Here is a 21149-nt window from a genome sequence, read left to right as displayed (position 1 = left end):
GTGAGCATCAGCAGAATAGAACGAGGCTTAAGTCTAACAATCTCGTAACATTACCGGACGGCAAAACATGGCATGGGGTAAAAAACGCAGTTTTCCGCTGTTGAGCGTGATTCTGCTCACAGCAAATCATGTCAGAAGCCCGTTTTTTAGTGTCTTTATGTGCTGAAACAATGCCTGCCGCAAGATAAGCGCATCGCAACGCCCGGCAAACGTGAAAAAATATGTCTTCTCGTTACTGACATTATTCATCACCGCATCTATGTTTAAAAAACCACCAGTGATCACTGGCGACGTGCTGCCCGTTCTGGACAGTCCGCATGATTAACCCATATTTCCCCATGCTGCCATTATCTGGCGGCGGGCATCGTTGTCTCTGCGGAGGTCAGCTATGAGAACCCAGCCAAACAGCGCCAGTCGGGCGATTACCGACTACTTCAATAGCCCCGCCTGGCATGCACCGCATGAAAGCGATGTATTGGCGGCGATCATGCGCGAACTGATGGATGACGGGCAACCTGCCACCAGCAAAGCGATTATTGCGCGGGTGATCGACAAGCTGGAATTTGAAGGGGATGAACAGCAGCTGCAGAGCTATCGCAATCTGCTGGCGAAACTGCTGGAATCGGGGCCGCAGAAGTAGCGGCCCAAGGCACTATTTTACCGCACGCAGATGGTCGGCTTCGCTGACAAACGCTTTGCCGCTCTGACGCTGGTACAGGCACAGTTCGCGGCCGAGCTGGTTTTTCATGTGCTTTTGCGGATAGCGCCCCTCCAGCAGCAGCGCATCAAAACCCACGCGGTCATCATACTGAATCGGCTTACCCACCACTTTAGCTGTCTTCAGGCCACTGGCCTTAAGGCAGCTTTGCTGCATATTTTTGTCGTTTTGCTGCCACGCTGCTTCGCTCGAGGCATTCGCCAGCGGGCTTAATAACAGCGTTAACAGCAGCAACGTTCCGCTCTTTTTCATCATCACTCCTCAATCAGCTTTGCAGGCCGAAAGATAAAAAAATTCCCGCCGTAGCGGGAAGAAATAAGACGAGCATTGCATATTCGAGAGTGACGAGGAAATCTCCGTAGTGCGCAGCTATCCTCGCCCGGCGCTGTGACAGCCAGATGACAATGCAATGTCGTTTTGATGTTAACCGCAGTACACCCGGGAAATCTTACCGCTCTGATCCGCCGCGAAATTTACCCGACGCAGATTGAAATCCATCGTTACCGCTGAATTCCACGGTATAGCACGCACCGGGACTTCAAAGCGCTTATTGTCGAGCGCCGATAGCGGCTGCCCTACATAGTTTTGATATTGCGATGCGCCGCACTGATCGGTTTCGGGATCGTGGCTGGCCGCCGCGCTGGTGTCAGGTTTGCTGGCAGACTGGCAAGCGGTCAGGGCAAAAAAGGCCGTAACCAGTAGCGCTTTTCCATAATGGGTCACAAGTTTCTCCTCCTGGATTAATAGACAACCGGTTTTTGAGAGTAGCAAAGCGTGACCGTGAAACGGAAACTTTTACAGCAGATTGGTCGCAGAAATGAGGGAAAAAGCGCGATCTTCTTCGCATAAATTAGGATTAATCGCACAAGCTGTCTAAAAATCAATCTGCCAGACACTACAATTAACTAAGAATTTTCTGAGTGGGAGGCGATTATGGAACTGGTTATTTTTGTCGGCTTCGCCGCGCTGATGACTTTTGTTGCCATTAGAGTGCGTTAGTCGTAAGGCACATTTGTAGCTACCGTTTGACGTTCAAGACGGTAGCTATGATGTGCGACATTAATTGATTAAAACTTCTTCCCTGAGCCGGGCATTAAACGCGGCTAACGGCATAGGTCGTCCCAGAAAATATCCCTGCCCTTCTTCGCAAGAGAGCGCTTTGAGCGCTTTTAACTGCGCTTCAGTTTCAATGCCTTCTGCCGTGATGGTGAGTGCAAACGCGCGCGCCAATCCAACAATCCCCGCCACTACCGATTGCGCCTGCTGCGATTCCGGGAACTCCTTCATCCAGGAGCGATCGATTTTCAGCCCGTTGAACGGAAAGGTTTTCAGATAACCCAACGCCGCATAGCCGGTGCCAAAATCATCCACCGTGAGCCGCACGCCAAGCGCACGTAAACCTTGCATGATCTCCAGCGCGCGATCCGGATTCTCGAAGGTGACGTTTTCGGTAATCTCCAGTTCCAGCCGCGTGGCGGGTAATCCGCTGATACGCAGTGCATGCGCCACGCGCTGCACCAGATCGTTGGCTCGGAACTCAACCGGTGAAATGTTAACTGAGACGTAACGTTGTTCACCCCAATGGTAGGCATCGAGGCAGGCACGCATCAGCACCCAATCGCTAATCGCAGTTATTAATCCTTTTTCTTCCGCCAACGGAATAAAGCGATCCGGCGTGATCCATTGACCATCTTCCAGCTGCCAGCGGATTAGCGCTTCCGCGCCAGCCAGCTTTCCGCTCTGTAGCTGATAGCGCGGCTGATAGTGCAGTGAAAAAGCTTTATTTTTCAATGCTGCTTCTATTGCCTGTACCATGTCACGCTTCGATTGCAGGTGATTTGCCATATCGCTGGAATACCACATCCATTGATTGCGCCCGGCACTGCGTGCCTGGCTGAGCGCGATGTCTGCCAGTCGCAATAGCGCTTCCGGTTGTGCGGCATCTTGCGGCGCAGAGACGATACCCATGCTGGCGGTTAAATTGATCTGATGCGATCCGCTGATAATCGGTTGATGAACGGTGCGTTGCAATGCTCGACAGCGGTACTCAACGCCAGCACGGGTAGTTTCGCGCAGCAGCAGAATAAAGGCATCGCCGCCAAGCCGGGCCGCCAGCTCATTCGGCGCCAGCAGATTTTTCAACCGCTGGGAGATCTCATTCAGCACCGCATCACCCACCGAGTGGCCCCAGGTATCGTTAATCGGTTTGAACTCATCGAGGTCAAAGCTGATGACAAACAGCGGATCCTCTTCGCTAACGCTCTCCAGATAAGTGGTCAAATACTCCTGCAGCTGAACGCGATTGGCCAATCCCGTCAGCATATCGTGACGTGACAGGAATTGAATTCGCGCTTCGGCATCCACTTCATGAGTGATATCTGAAACCGTGCCGCGGAAACCGGCACGCAGGCCATTACGACGAATTGTTTTCGCCATTAATTGCCCAATGCGCCGTTCACCACTGGCCGACATAAACTGGCAGCGCAGCGGCACGCGCTGCACTTCTTCCTCTTGATGCATCAACCATGACACCAACGAATGGCTGGGATGGCTGATGAGTTGATCAAGTGAGCGTCCCATCCAACTCTTTACCTGATGGCCAGTAACCGCAGTAAAGCGCGACGAGAGATAGCGCAGGCGGCCCTGGTCGTCGATCTCCCAAATCCAGTCCGATGCCGCTTCCGCCAAATCACGAAAACGTTCTTCGCTATCAGCGAGTTCACTTTGGCTGACAGCCAGCATTTCAAAGCGACGATCGGAAATGACCGCGTTGTGTAACGCGTGACGGATCACGCGGCGCGTCACCAGCGTCACGGCCAGCGCCGTAAACAGCAACAGCGGCATCATCATCCAGATCACGCCAAATCCGGGATCTTTCGGCTTCCAGCGCAGTACCAATGATTCGCCCTGCAGCACCGGTTCAACCAGACGTGGCTCAAACAGGGCATCGTTTAAATCGCTGGCAATGCGCGGTTCAATCACGTTAAGAGATTTGCCTAACGCATGCAGTTTATCCGGGGTAAAAATATTGACGAAAATCATCACCGACGCGGGGCCAGCAATAGTAGGAAGATCGGGCACTTTGCCCGGTGTAATTGGCGCGGCGACGATAATCGCCGGGTTATTCTCAACGATCGCATTGCGCGCGATACCATCGCGTAGCGTGCGCGCCGTGTTCAGCAACAGCGAACTTCGCCCGCCTAACCAACTCTCGAGAGAAGCATCAGATAATTTACCGCGAATCACCGCATAGCGGGTTTTCCCGCTGCCATCGACCACAAACACGCCGTCGTAGTGATACTCATTATAAAGCCCAGGACCAAAGTTCTCTTCGTCCCACGCCCAGACTTTATTGACCGTCAGATGCAGGTTTTTCCAGCCTTCGCCCCAGTTAGCGTAATCACGCGCATCGACAATCATCTCCTGCTGTTGCTGCTGCCAGGCCTGGCGCATTAGATTGGCGTCCTGTTGAATGGAGTCGCGGTTTTGGCGATGCGCGATAACCAGCACCATCATCACCGAGAGCAGCAGCACGCCAAACAGCAGCGAGGATAAGGTGCGTAGGCTGCGCCGCGTCACCTTAACCGTGTGTGCTTCCATATTAGCCCTGGCGGCCAGGCCCGCGTGACGGTGAAACTCAGAATTCATGCGTAATGCTCGTAGAATACAGGCAGCAAAAAAGGCGGATGATGACGAACACGGCGCACATCTCCACCCTGTAAGGGTTTGATCGGTTATCGGCCCGGCGCGCCGCAGATTTAGTCTTGCTGGTGGAATATTTGAGCAGCGCAAATGTGCAGCACACCACCTCGACAGCGGTGATCGGCGTTGCTACTATGCGCTCTCCTCTGCTCGCTGAGTCGCCTATGGACACCCAATCCGACAAAGTTACGTTAACGCTGTTTTACGTGGGTAGCTTTGTGGTCTATTACCTCGTGACCATGCTGGTTACGCTGTTTCCCAATTATGGGATGCTGCGCACCAATGGCTTGCTGATGCCGGTGCTCTGCCTGGTAGAGTTTGCGGTGATCTATCCGCTGTACCGCTTTTACTGCCAGCGTCGTAGTGATATTCCGCTTGGATTTGTGCGCCCGATGCAGGGGCTGCTGTTTATCGGCCTGCTGTTCGCTTTGATGGTGGCGCAGACTCAGTTTTTGCAGCCGGAAGGCTGGCTGATCGCCCAGTCGCAGCAGGGACGCAGCTCAATGCTGATTCTGCTGCTCACTGCGGTATTACTGGCGCCGGTGTTTGAAGAGGTGTTGTTCCGGGGATTCCTGCTGCAAGGTTTTCTGCTGTGGGCGCCGCGAAGCCGCTTTGCCTGCATGCTGCTCACTTCTCTGCTGTTCGCCGCCATGCATACTCAATATGTGCATTGGGAAACGCTGGTTGCGTTAACGCTGTTTTCACTGCTGCTGTGTTATGCACGCCTGCGCAGTAACAGCCTGGCGCTGCCAATTTTCCTGCATACGCTAAATAACCTGATCGCTATCCTGCCCGCCTGGTATTTCGCCTGATACCCAAAAAACAGCCATCCTGCGATGGCCGTTGAGTTGCATCAATTCCCTCACACCTGCGTCAGCCCGCCATCCACACAAATCTCGGCACCGGCAATGTAGCTGCTCTCATCGCTGGCAAGGAACAGCGCCACGTTCGCCACCTCTTCCGGCTGGCCCATGCGACTGAGCGGAATGGTGCTGGTGATGCCAATGCGCACCTCTTCGGAGGCCGCCTGCATCATCTCGGTATCGATCGGGCCCGGCGCCACCACATTGATGCGGATGCCGCGCGCCGAAAGCTCGCGCGTCCAGGTGCGGGCAAAGGAGCGCAGCGCGGCTTTGCTGGCGCTGTAAACGCCATACCCTTGGGTGCCAATGACATCAGCGATCGACCCTATCAGCACCACGCTGGCGCCGGGCTTCAGCAGCGGCAGCGCGGCCTGCAGCGCAAACACCGGCGAGCGCACGTTGAGGCCGAAGATCTGGTCGAAATGCTCCGCGCCAATCTCATCAATGGTGGCGTACTCGGCCATCCCGGCGTTAATCACCAGCACATCAATCTGGTCGGACTCACGCTTAATCGTCTCAATAACACGGATCAGTTCACTCTGCTGGCTCACATCGGCACGCAACGGGTGCGCATTGCCGGTAATGGTGCTGCTGGCGGCCTGTAATTCTTCATCACGACGCGATGTAAACCAGGTCGTGGCGCCTTCGCGGGCAAACCGCTGACTAATTGCCAGTCCAATCCCCTTCGCACCGCCCAGCACCACCGCTACTTTGTTTTCCAGTCTGCTCATCTGCACTCTCCTGTTTGGGTAGAAAACAGATGGTATATATTTTATACTTAATAACAATTACGCACTTTGTTTATACCAGATATCGCGGAGTATATCGCCATGGCAGAGATCGACGGTAACAGCTTGAGAGATATAGGAAAAACTCGTCCGGTGCTGGAGCACATCACCAATAAATGGTCGATTTTAATTCTCACCGTGCTCTGTACTAAGCCGTCGCGTTTCAACGAGATTCGTCGTCGGCTGGACGGCATCACCCACAAAGCGTTGGCGGATGCGTTAAAGCGGCTGGAGCGCAATGGGCTGGTGAATCGTGAAGTGTTGAACACGGCGCCAATCGGTGTGGAATACAGCCTGACGCCGCTGGCGCAGACGCTGCAGCAGCCGTTTATCGCCCTGTATGATTGGGCGCTGGAACATGGTCCATCACTGGAGCGTGCGCAGGAAGAGTACGATCGCACCCATACGGATGAGCTAGCGTAGGGCCGCCAATGATGGCGACCGCAGGCGCAAGAACTACTCTTTTTCCGCTTCGAAATGGTTTTTAAACTGCTCGTAGATAGAGATCATATTGGAAGCATCGCCGTGCAGCGGGCTCAGCTTTCCTGCACGGACCAGTTCAATCACCAGCTGCAGGGCGGCTTGTTTTGGGCTGCTGGCCGGATGGGCAATTTCGTTCGACATGGTTAACTCACTCATCGTTTTTATCAGGGCCGCACAGTTTAGCCCAGATTACGCTACGGATGCGCGCCGCGCAGCGTATAATCTTGCCGACCGGACAAGAAAGCCGCTCAGGGTGATAATTGACTCCCGACGCGTTTAGCTATACTGGATCAAAAAAGGGAACGACCAGCCACACATTCCGTACCAGCGAGAAGGTGTTAAAGGAGTCTGATTATGCTGATTGGTTTTGTTTTGTTAGTGAGCGCGTGTGGGCATGATGCCTGTGACGCCTTGCCGGTTTCGGAGCGCATCTATCCGACCAAAGTGGCCTGTGAGCAGATGGCCGATCGCATCCATAAAGTCCGGCCAAACGTGGTCTTACTTTGTGGCGAAGTGCACCGTTAATTCGGTGCCAGTTTTATTACAGTCGCGCAAAAAACAGCCAGGCGGCATTGCAAGAATGGGTTGTAGCGTTCAAAATATAAGCTGCTTTTCACTATTATCGTTGTGAATCCAATGAAAACATCTCGCCCCCGTCGTCCAAACGGACGCTGGGTTTACTACATTTTGTATGATGGCATCCTGTGGCCCTGCCCCGTGCGCTGGGAGTGGGAAAGCGGCTTCGGCGGCTGGCTGCCGTTCTACTTCTCGCCCACGTTTGAGTTCGTGGCGGGCGATCCGCGCAAGGCCTATCGCATTGCGCGCAGCAGTGTCCGTAACGTTCGTCATACCGATGGCGAATACGCCTGATTGATTAGCCAAGCTGCCACGGTAACCATGACGCCGTGAGCAGATAATGCAGTAACTCCAGTACCAAAATCACCATCACCAGCACGCCGAGCTTGTGACTGCCAATCCAGTCCTTCATCCCCATATCATCGCAGCCCAGCGAATCAGCATTAGCGCACCGCAGATGCACAACAGCACCACAATCATTTTCCAGTGTTTAGTTGCAGCCAGTTTTTTTGCCACGCATCCTCCAGACGACAGAAAGCAACGATGCGCCCTCAGGCGCACCGTTAATTCTAACGCTGGTCACCCAATAGGGCGATTATTTATTCAGCGTGTAGTCGAGCGTGATTTCAGCGTTCAGTACCTGAGACACCGGGCAGCCCGCTTTGGCTTTCTGGATAATCTCATCGAACCTGGCATCATCAATGCCTGGCAGCACAATGGCGCTGGTCAGCGCGATTTTAGTGATGGCAAAACCGTCGCCCTTTTTATCCAGCGACACATCCGCAGTGGTATCGATGCTGGTCGCTTTATGTCCTTCATTGCCCAACATCAGCGACAACGCCATGGAGAAGCAAGCAGCATGTGCTGCACCAATCAGCTCTTCCGGGTTGGTGCCTTTCTGCCCTTCAAAACGGGTATTGAAACCGTATGGTTGATTGCTCAACACACCGCTTTCAGTGCTTACCGTTCCTTTGCCTTTAATGTCGCCTTCCCAATGGGCCGATCCTTTCTTATGAATGGTCATGTCATTCCTCCTGTTTAGTTCGACAGCTAATGAGTATAGACAACGTGACTGATTTTGCTTTTCTCAGCTCACCGCGCGTGGACGTGCCGGGCTTAATCCTGCCTCGCTCAGCAGCGCATTGGCCTGCACCAGCGAAGCCTGAGTAATCTCTTTGATGGATTTCGCACCGGTCAGCGTCATCGCCACTTTCATCTCTTTCTCAATCAGATTGAGCAGATTCTCGACGCCGCGCTGGCCGTGCGTGGCCAGCGCATAGACAAATGCGCGCCCCAGCAGCACGCTGTCGGCGCCGAGCGCGATCATGCGCACCACATCCAAACCGCTACGAATACCGCTGTCGGCCAGAATGGTGATATCGCCCTTTACCGCATCGGCAATCGCCGGTAACGCACGCGCCGAGGAGAGCACGCCATCCAGCTGACGACCGCCGTGATTGGATACCACAATGCCATCGGCGCCAAACCGCACCGCATCACGCGCATCTTCCGCATCGAGAATGCCTTTGATCACCATCGGGCCATCCCAGAATTCGCGAATCCACTCCAGATCCTGCCATGAAATGGAGGGATCGAAGTTGTTCGCCAGCCAGCCAATGTAATCTTCCAGCCCGGTCGGTTTGCCGAGATAGGTGGAGATATTGCCGAGATCGTGCGGACGGCCATGTAGCCCGACATCCCACGCCCATTGTGGATGCGTTGCCGCCTGCCAGTAACGGCGCAGTGCCGCATTCGGGCCGCTCATGCCCGAATGCGCATCGCGATAACGCGCGCCCGGCGTTGGCATATCGACGGTGAACACCAGCGTGGTACAACCGGCAGCTTTAGCACGCTCCAGCGCATTGCGCATAAAGCCGCGATCGCGCAACACATAGAGCTGGAACCACATGGGACGATTAATCGCTGGCGCAACTTCTTCGATCGGGCAAACCGACACGGTAGAGAGCGTAAACGGAATACCTTTCAGCGCCGCCGCCCGTGCCGCCTGCACTTCACCGCGGCGCGCGTACATGCCGCACAAGCCCACCGGCGCCAGCGCGACCGGCATCGATAAGGTTTCGTTGAACAACTTTGTCTCAAGACTCAATTCCGACATGTTTTTCAGCACGCGCTGGCGCAGCGCCACGTCGGAGAGATCGGCGACATTGCGCTTCAGCGTGTGCTCGGCATAGGCGCCGCCATCCAGATAATGAAACAAGAACGGCGGCAAGATGCGTTGCGCCGCGGCGCGATAGTCACTGGCAGCAGAGATGATCATCCGTTGTTTTCCTTATGCTGAGGTAAATCGTGGCCCGGCAGACGCGTAATCCGCGCCTGACGCGCTTCATCTTCATGCAGGGTTTTCATGGTGGTATGCACGAAGCCGAGGTGATCCATCGCCGCCTGGCGCGCCGCTTCCGCGTCACCGCTCATCACCGCCTCGAACATCGCCTGATGCTGTTCGTGCAAGCGATTGAAAATCACCGGATGGGTATACATGCGCTGGCGGCTGTGCAGCACCGAGGATTGCAGCAGATCGAAGAAGCCGCGCATGGTTTGCAGCAATACCACATTGTGCGAGGCTTCGGCGATAGCGAGATGGAAGCGCAGATCGGCCTGCGCCGCGAGATCGGGATCGTCGCTCTCGTTCATCTTCAACAGCGCATCGAAGGCGTAGCGCAACCGCTCTTTATCGGATTCGGTGGCGCGTAACGCCGCGTGCCAGGCGGTGCTGGCCTCAATGGCATGACGCGCTTCCAGGATGTCATAGCGATAGTCGGGATCGGCGGCCAGCAGCTGACGAATCGGCTCAACGATACGCTGTTCCGACCACGGCGCCTGCGGCTGGCGTAACCAGGTGCCGCCTCCGCGTTTGCTAACGAGCACGCCGCTGGTGATCAACTGCTGAATCGCCTCACGCAGTGATGAACGTGAGGCACCAAATTCCGCCGCCAGCGCGCGTTCGGAGGGCAAACGCATGCCCGGCTCCAGCTGATGTTCACTGATCCACGTGCAGAGCCGCGCGCGCAGCGTATCCGCTAAGCGCGGCGAGTTATCATTCATGGAACCCTCCACCATTGGTAGGACCAATATTCGTTTGGTCGGGATTTCAGGTTCCAGATAGTTAATGCATTGTTAACTCAACGCAACGATAGGCGCGTGATTTTTCCCGTTATGTGATGATGCGGCGCAATTTCGCCAATTTGGTAGGACCAATCAAGCCGATGTCTGACCAAAGGCGCGCCCGTAGCTGTGAGGATGGAAGCGCAGATTAAGCACGATCAGCCCCACCGTCACCGCCGTCTGCATCAGCCAGACGCTGCTGAAACTGTGAGTCAACGCCTGCAGCTGACCGGCGATAAACGGCATGCTGCCGGCGATGATAAACCCTGCGCCCTGCATGAATGCCACCAGCCGCGCACCGGCCTGCGGATGAGGCAGATGGTCGAGCGCCAGCACCATCGCCAATGGGAACGCCGCGCCGAGGCCAAAACCGGCAATCGCCGCCCACAGCCACGGTGCCAGCTGCGGTGCCAGCAGAAAACCACTCATGCCGATCAACTGACAAACCAGACTAATAATCAGCTGCGGACGGCGATCGGCCTTGCGCGCCAGCAACGGCATCAGCAGCGCGCCCGCCACCTGGCACAGAATCATCACGCCCAGCAGCGAACCGCCGGCTTGTGCTGACCAGCCCAGTTGCTGATAAGCATCCGGTAGCCAGGCGACACAGGTGGCATAACCGCCGTTCACCAGGCCAAAACTCAGCGCCAGCGTCCAGGCACGCGGCTTGCGCCACAGCGACGGCAGCGCAATGTTTTCCGTGCTTGCGGCAGTCGGCACGCGCACGTAGAGCCACAGGCCGATCGCCAGCAGCACCGGCAGCGCCCAGCCGGTCAACGCCAGCGACCAACCATAATGCCCGCTCAGCCACGGTGACAGTGCGGCGCCCAAGCCGCCACCGCCCATGAGCGCCCCGGCCCACAGTCCGGTCACTGCCGCGCTGCGCTGGGCAAACCGCTGACGAATCAAGCCTGGCATCGCCATCTGCACCACGCCCACGCCAAGGCCGCCAAAGAGAGCACTCACCACCAGCCAGCTGCCGTCATGGATAATGCCGCGCGCGGCCAGCGCCAGCAGTAGCAGCATCAATCCCGCCAGCAGCAAGCGTTGCAGCGGCACGCGTTGCATCAACGAAGCGCTTAGCAGCGCCACCGCGCCCATCATCACCATCGGTACCGCGGGCAGCAGCGAGGCCGCCAGTGAAGAGAGTCCCATCGCCTGGCGCAGCTGGCCGAGTAATGGACTAATAGAAGTGAGAAACGGACGCATATTCAGCCCAGCCAGCACCAAAGCGCCGAGTGTTAGTCCGTTATAATGTCGATTCATACACAATCCTGCTGTAAAAGAGTTGCCAGCATCGCAGCAGTGGTTACTATTTGGAAATGAAATAACACCATAGTGACCAGTGGAATAATGAATCGTCAGCCGATGTTCACCCCGCAGCAGCTGCTGAGCTTCGTCGCGGTTTGCGAAACCGCCAGCTTTACGCGCGCCGCCGATCGCGTGCATCTGTCGCAATCTACCGTCAGCCAGCAAGTACGTCGGCTGGAAGAGATGATTGGCAAAGCGCTGCTGGAGCGCACTTCGCATCAGGTCGCGCTAACCGAAGAGGGCGAAAAACTGCTCGGCTATGCGCGCCGTATTATCGCGCTGAACGGCGAAGCACACGACGTGCTGAGCGACAAATGGCGCGACGGCGTTTTACGCCTCGGCGTGCCGGAAGATTTCGCCGCGCCGACCGCCGGTTTGCTGGCGGAATTCAGCCGCGAACACCCGCAGCTGCGCCTTGACGTGATGAGCGGCATGTATGTCGATCTGCATCGCGCATGGCAGCGCGAAGAGCTGGATATCCTGCTGATTAAACAGCCCGGCGGCGAGCGCCCGCTGGCTTCACGTCCGGAGCCGCTGCTGTGGCTGGATAGTGCCGCCCATCCCTGCTTTGAGCAAACGCCGGTGCCGTTGGTGGTGTTTCCACAGCTCGGTTTGTACCGCGAAGAGATGGCGCAGACGCTGGATAGCCTCGGCCGCAGCTGGCGCATCAGCTATAGCAGCGCCAGTTTAGTGGCCCTTGCCAGCGCCAGCGCCACCGGATTAGGTGTGACGCTGCTGCCCGCCAGCTGCCGCCTGCCGGAGCATCGTGTACTAAGCGAAGCTGACGGGTTGCCGAGCATTAGCCATTTTGAACTGGCGCTGTTTTGTCGTACGCCGCAGGATGCGTTGCAGCAGGCGCTGGCCGCCGCGCTCGTGACGTTTTGCCAGTTGCAGTGGCAGTGATTTTTCCACTGCTCATCAGTGGAAAATATCGCAGCGCGCCGCGTCAGGTTTTGCCAGATTAAGCGTTTCTCATTTGATGGAACCTCTGATGCAACTCACTTCTCCCAGCCGTCGCGAATTTCTTAGCCTGACCGCTGCTGGCAGCCTGATGGCAGCCGGTATGAGCTATGCCGGACAAGCCTCTCCGCTGCTGTCAAACAGCACGCAACCGCACACGCCACCACCGCGCGTCGCCCACTACCAACTGCTTAACGTGCGTCTCGAAGAGGGCTTTGAGCGCGACGGCAGTGAAATCATCGCTACGCGCACCGCGCTGTACGACATCACGATCAAAGATGGCGCTTTCGCTGCAATTGATGCTGCTGGCAAAGCGCGCAATGCCGCGCTCACGCAGTGGGATGCCAACGGCGCTCTGCTGCTGCCCCGCACCCGCGATATGCACATTCATCTCGACAAAACCTTCTATGGTGGCCCGTGGCAAGCGCCGCGTCCGCGTCAGGGCAAAACCATCATGGATATGATTGCGCGTGAGCAGGTGCTGATCCCGCAGCTACTGCCGACCTCGCAGGCGCGTGCTGCAGCGATCATTGGCCTGTTGCACAGTAAAGGCACCACCGAAGCGCGCAGCCACTGCAATATCGATCCGGTTAGCGGCCTGAAAAGTCTTGAGCATCTGAAGCTGGCGCTGGCCGATCACCCGGAATTTCCCTGTGAAATTGTCGCGTTCCCGCAGCACGGTTTGCTGCACTCGAAAGTCGATGGTTTGATGCGTGAAGCGATGCAGATGGGCGTAGAGTTCGTTGGCGGACTCGATCCGACCAACGTGGATGGCGCGATGCAGGCGTCGCTGGATGCCATGTTCCAGATCGCTATCGATTTCCAGCGCGGCGTGGATATCCACCTGCATGAAACCTCGCCCGCTGGCGTGGCGGCGATTCAGTACATGGTTGATACCATTGCAAAAAATCCACAGCTGAAAGGCAAAGTGACGCTGAGCCACGGCTTTGCGCTCGCTACGCTGGAAGGCAAGGCGCTGGATCAGATGATTGCCGGCATGGCGGAGCAGCAGATGAGCGTGGCCTCGACCATTCCGATTGGCAAACTGACCATGCCACTGCCGCAGCTGCAAGCGGCGGGCATCACGGTGATGACCGGGACCGATAGCGTGATCGATCACTGGTCGCCGTTTGGCACCGGCAGCATGCTGGAAAAAGCCAATCTGTACGCGCAGCTGTATCGCGGTTCCGATGAGTTTGGTTTAAGCCGTGCGCTGCATATCGCCACCGGCGGCATTTTACCGCTATCGAATCAGGGCGAGCGCCAATGGCCGCAGGTGGCGGATGAAGCCAGCATGATGCTGGTTGAGGCCAGCTGTTCCGCCGAAGCCGTAGCGCGCATTTCCCCGGTACGCGCCACCTTCCACCGCGGATTGCCGGTGTTCAGCGCCTGATGTTCTCAGGTGCGCATGAATGCGCACCCTCCGCTGTTGTAGGGTTGCCATTTATGGCGTAATGCCGATCAGTTAAGCGCTGAGCGACTTTCGTTCGCCATCGGCTGAGGCAGTTTCATCTACGTCGTGCGGCGACCGAGAAGAGGGCGTCTGGCCACGCCCTCTTCACTCCCGGGCCCTGCGTCAGCCCATCCCGCCGCTTCGCGATACCTTCACTCCTTCACGATTCCTGATGGACCGGCGGCGATTCGCTCCTGCTCAGCGCCGCCTCTCGCCGCATCCCTGCGGCTCGCCCTGAAATCCCTCTTTCGCTCAGCGGGCTGGGATGTCGCCTCAACCCCACGCTGCAGCATCAATGCGTCTTACTGACTCGTCATCGCTATAACGCCTGTAGGGTCGCCATTCATGGCGACCAGGGAACCCCAACTGAACCAGTGCGCTGCTTAACTGACGAGCATTACGCCATTTATGGCGACCGTCCCAATCAATGCGCGAATCATATTGACGCCATAAACAAAAAAGCCTCCGCAAGGAGGCTTTACGTACGACATAAAAAGGGCGGCATGCGCACACCCGATGAGTGCTGGATTTACGAAAGCATCTGAATCGCCAGTGCATACAGCCGCTGGTTTTCATCGTCGCTGACAGGCTCTTCTTCCGCGTAACAGGCAATCATGGAGCTGACTTTATCCGATGACAAAGTTTCCCCATGCAGATGCAGCGTTAACACGGCGCGGCCGACGATCTTCAGAATGTCTTCGTTTTGTCCCTGGACATGATGACTCAATGAAATGACCTCTGAATTTACCCTTCCTCCTTCACGCTGCAGGTGCGTTGGCTGCTCTGGTTTGCCGCCTTCCTGCATCATGAATTATTTCGGGTACTTTATAATTAGCCAAATGGCGCGCTAAATATAAAGCAAATCGACGGTGTTTTTTAATCAGAATTTTACCCAACCGGAGCGACACATAAGCGTAACCCCCGCTAAAAGGCGACAAAAAGATGCGATAAGGCTTATTTATCAAGGGTAATCCCACCTTTTCATTAAAGATGTCTGTTTTTCCCGCAACGCGCTAGCGTAAAAGCAACCGGAAAAGCATTAGAACTATGCGATAGTTCTCGCTGATAAAATGAACAAAACGATCGCATGGCTAACTGATTTCACGCCTAAACCAACCACGCTTTTGCCATTGCCGATCCCGGCCCTTTCTGCCAGACTGACCGCCGCAATCCTACCCGCAATTAGAGACATTCCCGTGACTGCTTTTTCTACCCTGACGCAACTGCCTGCCAGCCAACTCGATAACCTGCGCGAGATGGGTTTCGACGCCATGACGCCGATTCAGGCCGCTTCCCTGCCCGCTATTCTGGAAGGGCGCGACGTGCGTGCGCAGGCAAAAACCGGCAGTGGCAAAACCGCCGCGTTTGGCGTGGGTTTGCTGAACCGTATTGATAACAGCCAGTTCCATACGCAGGCGCTGATTCTGTGCCCAACGCGCGAACTGGCCGATCAGGTCAGCAATGTGCTGCGCCAGCTGGCGCGCTTTACCCGCAATATCAAAATTCTGACGCTGTGCGGTGGCCAACCGATGAGCGCGCAGCGAGATTCACTGGTGCATGCACCGCACATCGTGGTCGGCACGCCGGGTCGTTTGCTCGATCACCTCAAGCGCGACAACCTCGATCTTAGCCAGCTGCAAACGCTGGTGCTGGATGAAGCGGATCGCATGCTGGAGATGGGCTTCCGCGACGATATGGAAGCAATCATTGGCTTTACGCCAGAGACGCGCCAGACGCTGCTGTTCTCTGCTACCTGGCCGGACACCATCGCCAGCCTCAGCCAGCGTTTTCAGCGTGATGCGCTGGCGGTTGCCACCGAAGATAAAACTGAATTACCGACCATCGAGCAGCAGTTTATTGAAGCCAGCGCCAAAGAGCGTCACAGCCTGCTCGGTGCCCTGCTCAGCCAGCAGCAACCGGCCTCTTGCGTGGTGTTCTGCAACACCAAACGCGAATGTGACGACGTGGCCGCCGCGCTGAACGAACGGGATATCAGTGCGTTAGCCCTGCATGGCGATCTGGAACAACGCGATCGCGAGCGCGTGCTGATTCGCTTCGCCAACGGCAGCATCCGTGTGTTGATCGCCACCGATGTGGCGGCACGCGGCCTGGATATCAAATCGCTGGCGCTGGTGGTGAACTTTCAGCTGGCGTGGGATCCGGAAGTGCACATTCACCGCATCGGCCGTACCGGTCGCGCCGGTGAGAAAGGTCTGGCGGTGAGCTTTGTCGCCCCAGACGAAATGGTGCGCGCCAATGCGCTGGAAGAGTATCTGCAGCAGAAGCTCAACTGGGTCTCCTCCAGCACGCTGAAAGGCACCAGCGCGAAGTCGCTGCCGGCGACCAAAATGACGCTGTGCATTGATGGCGGCCGCAAAGCCAAAATCCGTCCGGGCGATATCCTCGGCGCGCTCACCGGTGAAGCCGGTTTCAGTGGCGACCAGATCGGCAAGATCGATATGACGGCCACGCACGCTTACGTCGCCATCGACGCCGCGCAGGCGAAGAAAGCCCTGATCAAGCTGAAAGAGGGCAAGATCAAAGGCAAAAGCGTACGCGCCATCCTGCTGAAGTAATCGACTCTCGCGTGAGGGCGATCGCTCTCACGCTAAAATTTCCGTTATCTCCCTTCATTTTTTTTCTCTGCTGCCGATAAGTTAATCATGGCGATTTTGCCCTGCCCTTTTCCCAGCCCAGATCTGCCCCGAGGCCATGATGGATAATTTTCAGAAAGAGATCGATGAACGCGCTAACCTTGCGCTTTCCAATAAATTCGAACTGCTGTTGTTCCGCCTGGGTTCCGATCAGCTGAAAGGCAAATCTGAGCTCTACGGCATCAACGTGTTTAAACTGCGTGAAATCGTGCCGATGCCGACCATCACCCGCGCTGCCGGTATGCAATCGCCGCTGCTTGGCATGGCGAGCATTCGCGGACAGTTTATTCCGGTTATCGATCTGCCCGCCGTCACCGGCTGCAAACCGGAAACCGGCCTTAATCTACTGCTGGTAACCGAATATGCGCGCAGTACGCAGGCGTTTGCGGTGGAGTCGGTGGAGAACATTGTGCGTCTCGACTGGAGCCAGGTACATACCGCGGAAGCGGGCATCGGTAGCCGCAATATTACCAGCATCGCCTGCCTCGATACCGACGGCCAGAGTAACAATCTGGCGATGGTGCTGGACGTTGAGCAGATTCTGTATGACATCATTCCCTCGGTGCGCGGCGTTGAGCCAAGCGCAGAAACCGCCAAAAACTTCAATCTGAAGCCGGGCCAGGTGGCAATTGTGGCGGAAGATTCTAAAGTCGCGCGTCAGCTGCTGGAACAGGGCCTGAAGAGCATGGGCATTCCGGCCATCATGCACAACACCGGTCTGGAAGCCTGGATCAAGATTAACGAGATGCAGAAAGAAGCCGCGGCCAACGGCGAGTCGATTCACGACAAGATCGCGCTGGTGCTGACCGATCTGGAAATGCCGGAGATGGACGGCTTTACCCTGACGCGCAATATCAAGCGCGATAACAACCTGCGCCAGATTCCGGTGGTGATCCACTCATCGCTCTCCGGCAGCGCCAACGAAGATCACGTGCGCAAAGTCGGTGCCGATGGTTACGTGGCGAAATTCGAAATTAACGAACTCTCCAGCGTAATTCACGGCGTACTGAAAAAACCGCGTTAATGCCATCGTTATCCCGGTGCGCAGAAATGCGCACCCTACGAATCGCCATTCATGGCGACCAGATACACCTCTCCCCGCCCAGCCAAAAATCAACGTCATCGCCATTCACCAAACTGTGACGCACCTCTAAAAAATTAAAGTTAAAACATTAACAACCGATAACTGATAGCGCTTGCGCCGGTGCTGCCATACCAGTTTTGTCACGCTGCGTAACTTTTTTCACCTTAAAAAACATCAACCTGCTGCGGGCGTCTTGCCTGCTTTTCCGTCTTGATAACATCAATTTTTGGCATTACGGGGAGATCCAATGTTGAGCTTAAAGAATATGAAGGTCGGCGTCCGTCTGGGCATCGCCTTTGGTTTAGTGGTGGCACTGCTGGTGATTGTTGGCGTGACATCCATTACCAAAATTAACAACATCAAAACCGGCATCACGTCGATCGTGGAAGATCGCTATGTAAAAGTGCGCCTGGGCTTTGACGTGCGCGATGGCGTTAACGATCAAATTAAATATCTACGCGGCATCGTGATTGATACCACGCGTCCGCAATATAACGAGAAGCGCTATCAGCAATTAGCGGAAGCCACCGAACACACCAATAACGCGATGAATAAAATCAAAGCGCTGCAGGTGACTGAGGTGGGTAAAAAGAAAATTGCCGGACTGCTTGCCGCCAGTGACAAGTTTGAAGCGGAAAAAAACCAGCTGATTGCGCTGGTGCGTGCCGGCGATGCCGAAGCGGCCAGCACCTTTGTGCTGAAATCCATTACCGATACGCAAAACGCTTTCCTCGCGAACGCCGTGGCGTTTGCCGACTCACAGTCACAACAGCTGGAGCAGGAAGGCGCCAAAATTATCGATAACGGCTCATCGGCGATTGAAATGACGCTGATCTTCTCCGCTATCGCCATTGCGGCGGCCATCGTGCTGGGCTTTATGCTGACGCGCTCAATTGTGCACCCACTCAACGAAGCGGTGGAAATCGCCGGGAAAGTGGCCGCGGGCGACCTGAGTTCACACATTGAGATTACCGGCAAAGATGAAACCGCCGTGCTGATGCAGGCGCTGCAGGCGATGAATGACAATCTGCTGACCATCGTTTCCGATGTGCGCGCGGGCTCCGATACCATCGCCGTGGCGTCGAATCAGATCTCCAGTGGCAACATCGATCTCTCTTCCCGTACCGAACAGCAAGCCAGCTCGCTGGAAGAGACCGCATCGGCGATGGAGCAGATGACCGCCACCGTCAAACATAACGCCGAGAATGCGCGTGAAGCCAATCAGTTGGTCGCTAATACCTCTAACGTGGCGAAACAGGGCGGCGTGGTGATGGAGCAGGTGATCGAGAAGATGGAAGCCATTACGCTCTCATCAAAGAAGATCGTCGATATTATCAGCGTGATCGACTCCATTGCCTTCCAAACCAATATTCTGTCTCTTAATGCGGCCGTTGAGGCGGCGCGCGCCGGCGAACAGGGCCGCGGTTTTGCCGTGGTGGCAACCGAAGTGCGCAATCTGGCGGCACGTTCGGCTTCTGCAGCGAAAGAGATCAAGGTGTTGATTGAGGATTCGGTGGCGCAGGTCGACGAAGGCAGCCGTCTGGTAACGCACGCGGGTTCCACCATTGGCGAAGTGGTCAATAGCGTGAAAAGCGTGGCGGATATCATGAGCGAAATCACCATCGCCAGCAGCGAACAGAGCAGCGGAATTAGCGAGATTAATTCGGCGATTACGCAGATGGAAGCAGTAACGCAGCAGAACGCCGCGTTGGTGCAGGAAGCCTCAGCGGCTTCGCAGGCGTTGCAGGAACAGGCGGATCGCCTGGCACAATCAATGAGCGTGTTTAAAACGGCTGCGGTGTAATGTTTGCCAGGTCGCCATAAATGGCGACCCTACAAAATCGTAAGGTGCGCATTAATGCGCACCTTGTTGATGACGATGATTAATTCACCAATGAATAGGCGATAGAAGAAATCGCCAGCACGCCAATCATCACCACAAATACGTTACTGATCTTACCGCTGTACTGACGCATCGCCGGCACTCTCTGAATGGCGTACATCGGCATCAGGAACAGAATCATCGCAATGATCGGCCCGCCCAGCGTTTCAATCATCCCCAGAATGCTCGGATTCAGCGTCGCCACCAGCCAGGTTGTCAGCAGCATAAAGCCGGTAGTCAGTCGATTCAGACGCTGCGGCGTCACGGTTTTTCCGCGGCTGCGCAGGGATTTCACCACGATGCCGTTGAAACCTTCACGCGCGCCAAGATAGTGGCCGAGGAATGATTTGGTGATCGCCACCATCGCCACAATCGGTCCCATCCAGGCAATCATCGGCACATTAAAGTGGTTGGCTAAATAGGAGAGAATGGTGATGTTCTGATCTTTCGCCGCCTGCAAATCGGCTGGCGAGAGACTCAGCACGCAGCTGAACACGAAAAACATCACCGTCACCACCATCAGCAAATGCGCGTTGGCGAGAATACGTGAACACTTTTTCTCAGCGCCCGCGCCATATTCATCGCGCTTGGCAACCGCAAATGACGAGATGATCGGCGAGTGGTTAAAGGAGAAGACCATCACCGGAATCGCCAGCCACAGCGTCATTAAGATGCCGTGACCGCTCACGCTCTGGCTCAGCGACAAGGTTTCCAGCGCCGCGCCATGCCAGTGCGGCACGAGATAAGCCGCCAGCAGCATCAGCACCGCGACAAACGGGAACACCAGCACGCTCATCGCTTTGACAATCATCTGCTCGCCAAAGCGCACCACCGTCATCATGCCAATAATCAAAATCAGCGACAGCAATGCGCGCGGCGGCGAAACCAGGCCCAACTGGTGCACGATAAAACTATCGACGGTGTTGGTGATCGCCACGCTGTACATCAGGAGGATGGGATAGATAGCAAAGAAGTAGAGCAAGGTGATGATCTTGCCGGCACCGACACCAAAGTGCTCTTCCACCACTTCGGTAATGTCTTCACCGGGATTTTTCCCGGAGAGCACAAAGCGCGTCAGCGCACGGTGCGCGTAATAGGTCATGGGGAAGGCAAGAATCGCCATGATAATCAGCGGGACCAGTCCGCCTGCACCGGCATTGATCGGTAAAAAAAGTACACCCGCACCAATCGCCGTACCGTATAGACCCAACATCCACACGGTATCACTCTTGCGCCAGCCCTTAGCCGCTGTTTCAACGGTACTAAGCGTACTGGTTTGTGAGTTGTCCATCTGTCTCTCCACACATTCAAGCTTGAACAAAAATGCAGCCAGAACGATGGCTGCCAATCATGGCGCGGGCTCTGTAGCGCCGCCGTAACGCAAAGGATGACGTTTTAATGGATTAAATTCACGCACCCTGATGTTTTTAAGGGCAGAAAATGCACGAAACTTGCGCGCAATCGATTGCCTGGGGCGCTATTTGACATGAGACGCGGGAGGAGTGCAAGAAGGAGTAAACCAGAAGTTGGAGAAAGCAGCGGAGGAAGTGGA

General features: G+C 55.9%; 22 protein-coding genes. 10 read left to right on the top strand and 12 right to left on the bottom strand.

Annotated elements, in window-relative coordinates; all coding sequences use genetic code 11:
- The first annotated feature begins 388 nt into the window (after positions 1 to 388).
- Positions 389 to 640, top strand: a complete 252-nt coding sequence (locus tag AC790_RS02140) for a biofilm development regulator YmgB/AriR family protein (RefSeq protein WP_007887077.1) — start codon at positions 389 to 391, stop codon at positions 638 to 640.
- 12 nt (positions 641 to 652) lie between these two features.
- Here AC790_RS02140 and AC790_RS02135 read toward each other — a convergent pair whose 3' ends face one another.
- The 3 genes from AC790_RS02135 to AC790_RS02125 all read right to left on the bottom strand — a co-directional run bounded on the left by AC790_RS02135 (position 653) and on the right by AC790_RS02125 (position 4366).
- Positions 653 to 970, bottom strand: coding sequence for a hypothetical protein (locus AC790_RS02135; RefSeq protein ID WP_082204262.1), 318 nt, complete (start codon positions 968 to 970; stop codon positions 653 to 655).
- 171 nt (positions 971 to 1141) lie between these two features.
- Entirely contained in the window at positions 1142 to 1441 is a 300-nt protein-coding gene (locus tag AC790_RS02130) for an I78 family peptidase inhibitor (RefSeq protein ID WP_007887079.1), read from the bottom strand.
- Positions 1442 to 1777: 336 nt separating this feature from the next.
- A complete protein-coding gene (locus AC790_RS02125; protein ID WP_049850784.1) occupies positions 1778 to 4366 on the bottom strand; it encodes an EAL domain-containing protein in 2589 nt (862 codons plus the stop codon).
- Between the two features lie 218 nt (positions 4367 to 4584).
- Here AC790_RS02125 and AC790_RS02120 point away from each other — a divergent pair, with 218 nt between their 5' ends.
- Entirely contained in the window at positions 4585 to 5232 is a 648-nt protein-coding gene (locus tag AC790_RS02120) for a CPBP family intramembrane glutamic endopeptidase (protein ID WP_049851201.1), read from the top strand.
- 50 nt (positions 5233 to 5282) lie between these two features.
- Here AC790_RS02120 and AC790_RS02115 read toward each other — a convergent pair whose 3' ends face one another.
- Positions 5283 to 6014 carry an SDR family NAD(P)-dependent oxidoreductase gene (locus tag AC790_RS02115; protein ID WP_007887085.1) on the bottom strand — a complete coding sequence of 244 codons (732 nt, stop codon included), beginning with the start codon at positions 6012 to 6014 and terminating at the stop codon, positions 5283 to 5285.
- A 99-nt stretch (positions 6015 to 6113) separates the two neighbouring features.
- Between AC790_RS02115 and AC790_RS02110 the strand changes: the two genes are divergently transcribed.
- Positions 6114 to 6494, top strand: a complete 381-nt coding sequence (locus AC790_RS02110; protein ID WP_049850783.1) for a helix-turn-helix domain-containing protein — start codon at positions 6114 to 6116, stop codon at positions 6492 to 6494.
- Positions 6495 to 6527: 33 nt separating this feature from the next.
- Here the strand turns inward: AC790_RS02110 and AC790_RS24925 are convergent, their stop codons facing one another.
- On the bottom strand, positions 6528 to 6710 hold the full coding sequence (locus tag AC790_RS24925; protein WP_036620354.1) for a hypothetical protein: 183 nt from the start codon (positions 6708 to 6710) through the stop codon (positions 6528 to 6530).
- A gap of 198 nt (positions 6711 to 6908) precedes the next feature.
- Here AC790_RS24925 and AC790_RS24950 point away from each other — a divergent pair, with 198 nt between their 5' ends.
- Together AC790_RS24950 and AC790_RS02100 are read left to right on the top strand one after the other, a co-directional pair.
- Complete coding sequence (locus AC790_RS24950; protein WP_007887091.1) at positions 6909 to 7079, top strand: hypothetical protein; 171 nt, start codon at positions 6909 to 6911, stop codon at positions 7077 to 7079.
- A gap of 111 nt (positions 7080 to 7190) precedes the next feature.
- Positions 7191 to 7424, top strand: a complete 234-nt coding sequence (locus AC790_RS02100) for a hypothetical protein (RefSeq protein ID WP_007887092.1) — start codon at positions 7191 to 7193, stop codon at positions 7422 to 7424.
- A 114-nt stretch (positions 7425 to 7538) separates the two neighbouring features.
- Here AC790_RS02100 and yniD read toward each other — a convergent pair whose 3' ends face one another.
- The 5 genes from yniD to AC790_RS02080 form a co-directional block, all read right to left on the bottom strand.
- A complete protein-coding gene (yniD, locus tag AC790_RS25105; RefSeq protein ID WP_021507251.1) occupies positions 7539 to 7646 on the bottom strand; it encodes a small membrane protein YniD in 108 nt (35 codons plus the stop codon).
- Between the two features lie 79 nt (positions 7647 to 7725).
- Positions 7726 to 8154: an OsmC family protein gene (locus AC790_RS02095; RefSeq protein ID WP_049850782.1), complete on the bottom strand. Its 429-nt coding sequence runs from the start codon at positions 8152 to 8154 to the stop codon at positions 7726 to 7728.
- Positions 8155 to 8217: 63 nt separating this feature from the next.
- On the bottom strand, positions 8218 to 9408 hold the full coding sequence (gene lldD / locus AC790_RS02090) for an FMN-dependent L-lactate dehydrogenase LldD (RefSeq protein WP_049850781.1): 1191 nt from the start codon (positions 9406 to 9408) through the stop codon (positions 8218 to 8220).
- Positions 9405 to 10193, bottom strand: a complete 789-nt coding sequence (gene lldR / locus AC790_RS02085) for a transcriptional regulator LldR (protein ID WP_049850780.1) — start codon at positions 10191 to 10193, stop codon at positions 9405 to 9407. The genes lldD and lldR overlap by 4 nt, the downstream gene beginning before the upstream one ends.
- Before the next feature lie 153 nt (positions 10194 to 10346).
- Positions 10347 to 11519, bottom strand: a complete 1173-nt coding sequence (locus AC790_RS02080) for a cyanate transporter (protein WP_049850779.1) — start codon at positions 11517 to 11519, stop codon at positions 10347 to 10349.
- A gap of 87 nt (positions 11520 to 11606) precedes the next feature.
- Here AC790_RS02080 and AC790_RS02075 point away from each other — a divergent pair, with 87 nt between their 5' ends.
- Complete coding sequence (locus AC790_RS02075; protein ID WP_049850778.1) at positions 11607 to 12467, top strand: LysR family transcriptional regulator; 861 nt, start codon at positions 11607 to 11609, stop codon at positions 12465 to 12467.
- An 88-nt stretch (positions 12468 to 12555) separates the two neighbouring features.
- On the top strand, positions 12556 to 13917 hold the full coding sequence (locus tag AC790_RS02070) for an amidohydrolase family protein (protein ID WP_049850777.1): 1362 nt from the start codon (positions 12556 to 12558) through the stop codon (positions 13915 to 13917).
- A 589-nt stretch (positions 13918 to 14506) separates the two neighbouring features.
- Here AC790_RS02070 and AC790_RS02065 read toward each other — a convergent pair.
- Positions 14507 to 14785: a hypothetical protein gene (locus tag AC790_RS02065; protein ID WP_235440722.1), complete on the bottom strand. Its 279-nt coding sequence runs from the start codon at positions 14783 to 14785 to the stop codon at positions 14507 to 14509.
- 388 nt (positions 14786 to 15173) lie between these two features.
- Between AC790_RS02065 and dbpA the strand changes: the two genes are divergently transcribed.
- The 3 genes from dbpA (at position 15174) to AC790_RS02050 (ending at position 19519) form a co-directional block, all read left to right on the top strand.
- A complete protein-coding gene (gene dbpA, locus AC790_RS02060) occupies positions 15174 to 16553 on the top strand; it encodes an ATP-dependent RNA helicase DbpA (protein WP_008105991.1) in 1380 nt (459 codons plus the stop codon).
- A gap of 139 nt (positions 16554 to 16692) precedes the next feature.
- On the top strand, positions 16693 to 17655 hold the full coding sequence (locus tag AC790_RS02055; RefSeq protein ID WP_049850776.1) for a chemotaxis protein: 963 nt from the start codon (positions 16693 to 16695) through the stop codon (positions 17653 to 17655).
- 307 nt (positions 17656 to 17962) lie between these two features.
- Entirely contained in the window at positions 17963 to 19519 is a 1557-nt protein-coding gene (locus AC790_RS02050) for a methyl-accepting chemotaxis protein (protein ID WP_049850775.1), read from the top strand.
- 79 nt (positions 19520 to 19598) lie between these two features.
- Here the strand turns inward: AC790_RS02050 and AC790_RS02045 are convergent, their stop codons facing one another.
- A complete protein-coding gene (locus AC790_RS02045) occupies positions 19599 to 20888 on the bottom strand; it encodes an HAAAP family serine/threonine permease (protein WP_007887104.1) in 1290 nt (429 codons plus the stop codon).
- Positions 20889 to 21149: the final 261 nt, after the last annotated feature.

The sequence above is a fragment of the Pantoea sp. RIT-PI-b genome (genome assembly GCF_001187905.1).
GTDB classification, from domain to species: domain Bacteria; phylum Pseudomonadota; class Gammaproteobacteria; order Enterobacterales; family Enterobacteriaceae; genus Pantoea; species Pantoea nemavictus.
This window is presented reverse-complemented; position numbering and strand designations above follow the sequence as displayed.

Bases quoted from the DNA above. Each gene is read 5' to 3' on its own strand.
- AC790_RS02115 (WP_007887085.1), bottom strand. From the start codon at position 6,014: ATGAGCAGACTGGAAAACAAAGTAGCGGTGGTGCTGGGCGGTGCGAAG.
- lldR (WP_049850780.1), bottom strand. From the start codon at position 10,193: ATGAATGATAACTCGCCGCGCTTAGCGGATACGCTGCGCGCGCGGCTC.
- AC790_RS02045 (WP_007887104.1), bottom strand. From the start codon at position 20,888: ATGGACAACTCACAAACCAGTACGCTTAGTACCGTTGAAACAGCGGCT.
- AC790_RS24950 (WP_007887091.1), top strand. From the start codon at position 6,909: ATGCTGATTGGTTTTGTTTTGTTAGTGAGCGCGTGTGGGCATGATGCC.
- AC790_RS02135 (WP_082204262.1), bottom strand. From the start codon at position 970: ATGAAAAAGAGCGGAACGTTGCTGCTGTTAACGCTGTTATTAAGCCCG.
- AC790_RS24925 (WP_036620354.1), bottom strand. From the start codon at position 6,710: ATGAGTGAGTTAACCATGTCGAACGAAATTGCCCATCCGGCCAGCAGC.
- AC790_RS02065 (WP_235440722.1), bottom strand. From the start codon at position 14,785: ATGATGCAGGAAGGCGGCAAACCAGAGCAGCCAACGCACCTGCAGCGT.
- lldD (WP_049850781.1), bottom strand. From the start codon at position 9,408: ATGATCATCTCTGCTGCCAGTGACTATCGCGCCGCGGCGCAACGCATC.
- AC790_RS02120 (WP_049851201.1), top strand. From the start codon at position 4,585: ATGGACACCCAATCCGACAAAGTTACGTTAACGCTGTTTTACGTGGGT.
- AC790_RS02055 (WP_049850776.1), top strand. From the start codon at position 16,693: ATGGATAATTTTCAGAAAGAGATCGATGAACGCGCTAACCTTGCGCTT.
- AC790_RS02050 (WP_049850775.1), top strand. From the start codon at position 17,963: ATGTTGAGCTTAAAGAATATGAAGGTCGGCGTCCGTCTGGGCATCGCC.
- AC790_RS02110 (WP_049850783.1), top strand. From the start codon at position 6,114: ATGGCAGAGATCGACGGTAACAGCTTGAGAGATATAGGAAAAACTCGT.
- AC790_RS02100 (WP_007887092.1), top strand. From the start codon at position 7,191: ATGAAAACATCTCGCCCCCGTCGTCCAAACGGACGCTGGGTTTACTAC.
- AC790_RS02140 (WP_007887077.1), top strand. From the start codon at position 389: ATGAGAACCCAGCCAAACAGCGCCAGTCGGGCGATTACCGACTACTTC.
- AC790_RS02070 (WP_049850777.1), top strand. From the start codon at position 12,556: ATGCAACTCACTTCTCCCAGCCGTCGCGAATTTCTTAGCCTGACCGCT.
- AC790_RS02095 (WP_049850782.1), bottom strand. From the start codon at position 8,154: ATGACCATTCATAAGAAAGGATCGGCCCATTGGGAAGGCGACATTAAA.
- AC790_RS02075 (WP_049850778.1), top strand. From the start codon at position 11,607: ATGAATCGTCAGCCGATGTTCACCCCGCAGCAGCTGCTGAGCTTCGTC.
- AC790_RS02080 (WP_049850779.1), bottom strand. From the start codon at position 11,519: ATGAATCGACATTATAACGGACTAACACTCGGCGCTTTGGTGCTGGCT.
- AC790_RS02125 (WP_049850784.1), bottom strand. From the start codon at position 4,366: ATGAATTCTGAGTTTCACCGTCACGCGGGCCTGGCCGCCAGGGCTAAT.